This window comes from Streptomyces sp. CO7 (assembly GCF_053474865.1).
Map to the genome: position 1 here is coordinate 176,198 of NZ_JBRIOU010000006.1, position 647 is coordinate 176,844.

Annotated in this window: 1 protein-coding gene and 1 pseudogene; both read left to right on the forward strand. The window is 76.0% G+C overall.

From position 1 onward, the window contains the following. A pseudogene (locus ACOV8S_RS22195) lies at positions 1–209 on the forward strand (hypothetical protein); the annotation flags it as partial. Positions 210–269: 60 nt separating this feature from the next. Then, the gene (locus ACOV8S_RS22200; RefSeq protein ID WP_448319705.1) at positions 270–644 is read left to right on the forward strand and encodes a hypothetical protein; all 375 of its coding nucleotides are present in this window, start codon (positions 270–272) and stop codon (positions 642–644) included. The last annotated feature ends 3 nt before the right edge of the window (positions 645–647 follow it).

Here is a 647-nt window from a genome sequence, read left to right on the forward strand (position 1 = left end):
GCGCTGGGGCGGAGTCCACGGGGGCGGCGGTCGGTGCGGCCGTCGCCGGCGGAGGCGCCGGCACCGGCGGTCTGCTGGCCGTGTCACCGGAGCGGCTCGGCGCGGTGCTGCCCGCCGCGGCCGCCGCACGGGTACGCGAGTGCCTGGTGGTCCGCACGCGCGGTACCGGGGCCGTCGAGCTGGTCGCCGGGCTCCCGGCGCGGGACTGATCCGTGTTCGTGCCCCGGGGCGGCTGGTCAAGCACGGTCCTCACCTGCCAGAGTTGGCGGATGCTTCTGGATCCGGAGAAAGCGATGTTCGTGCCCGGCGCAACGCCGCTGCTGCTGCTGAGCGGCGCGCCGTTCCACGAGGCCCTGCCGCCGCTCGCGACCGAGGACCGGTCACTGCCCACCTGCGAGGGGTGGAGCATCTTCCCCAAGCACACCCTGTGCGTGGTGGACGGTCCCGGGGAGCACGGCGCCGTGATCCCCTCGCTGGCCGCCCTGGTGCTGGGCGAGGCCGACATGAACGCCTGGTGCGGCGACGCCGCGCGGGCGGGCGGCGCGGTGGTGCTCTCCGTGGAGCGGCTGCCCGAGGTCGTCGACGTGCCGGCGCTCATGAACGGCGCCCCCACGCGGGGCGGCTTCATGGCGCTCACCGCCTGACGC

Bases quoted from the DNA above. Each gene is read 5' to 3' on its own strand.
- ACOV8S_RS22200 (WP_448319705.1), top strand. From the start codon at position 270: ATGCTTCTGGATCCGGAGAAAGCGATGTTCGTGCCCGGCGCAACGCCG.